General features: G+C 71.0%; 2 protein-coding genes. Both read left to right on the top strand.

The genetic code is table 11. The features are described 5' to 3' along the window. A partial coding sequence (locus G7A99_RS20785) for an SURF1 family protein (protein WP_163143786.1) occupies nucleotides 1–428 on the top strand: 428 nt, incomplete at its 5' end. Next, the gene (locus G7A99_RS20780; protein ID WP_163143784.1) at nucleotides 415–1047 is read left to right on the top strand and encodes a hypothetical protein; all 633 of its coding nucleotides are present in this window, start codon (nucleotides 415–417) and stop codon (nucleotides 1045–1047) included. The genes G7A99_RS20785 and G7A99_RS20780, both read left to right, overlap by 14 nt. Nucleotides 1048–1049: the final 2 nt, after the last annotated feature.

The raw sequence follows: 1049 nt of genomic DNA, 5'->3' as shown, positions 1-1049 counted from the left end.
CGCCGCTGCGCCTCGAGGGCACCGACGCCGCCGTGCTGGTGGACCGCGGCTGGGTGGCCGCGCCGCCGCGCCGCTCGCAGCTGCCGGACATCGCGGTGGCGGCGACGCCGCGCACCGTACGTGGCCGTCTCGGTGACGGTCCGTCCGTGGGCCTGCGTCTCGGCGAGGCGTATCATGGCGACGGCAGCTGGCCGAGGCGGATCCAGTACCTGGACTTCGATGTCCTGGCGAAGGCCCTGCCGTACCCGGTGACGCCCTATCTCCTGCGCACCGGGGCGGCGGCGGAGAAGGCGCGTCCGGAGACGATGCGCTTCGGACCGCGTCGTCACTACGGCTACGCCGTGCAGTGGTTCGCGCTGGCTACCGCGCTGCTGGTGATCTACATCGGCGTCAACACCCGATTGAAGGGCAGGCATGAACGCGACTGAAACCCGTCGTTCCGGGTCGCGCTGGCCGATCATCGTGCTGGCCGTGATGTTCTTCGGCCCGGCCATCCTGGCCTGGGTCATGGTGATCAATGGCTGGCAACCCGGGGCGACCACCAACAATGGCGTGCTCGTGGATCCGCCCGTGAGCCAGGGGCACGAAGGCTGGCGCATGGCGAATGGCCGGGCGATGCCGGCGAAGTGGTTCGAGGGCTACTGGACGTTGCTCGTCCCCGTCGACGGGGACTGCGGGGCGGAGTGCCGCGCCATGCTCGACGAGCTCCGGCGTGCGCGCGTTGCGCTCAACCGCGATGCGGACCGGGTGCGCGTGCTGCTGCTTCAGCCGCGGGATGCCGCGCCGTTACCCGCCCGCCAGGCCTTCGGCGGGCTCGTGCGGGCGAGTGCGCCGCGCGAGCGTGTCACGGCCCTGCTGGACGATGTCCCGGGGGGCGGCGACGCCGGCCGCGGGGTCTTCATCGTCGATTACCTGGGCTTCCGGATGATGGGGTATCCGGTCCCGCTGGACGGCTCGGGGCTGCTTGACGACATGGAACGTCTGCTCAAGGCCGCCGAGGAGCGTATCGAGGACCATCTCCAGCACAGCAAGCCCGACGCCGGCTGACG

This window comes from Arhodomonas sp. KWT (assembly GCF_010993615.1).
Note: the sequence above shows the minus strand (reverse complement) of the source record. Positions and strands in the feature narration are given on the sequence as shown.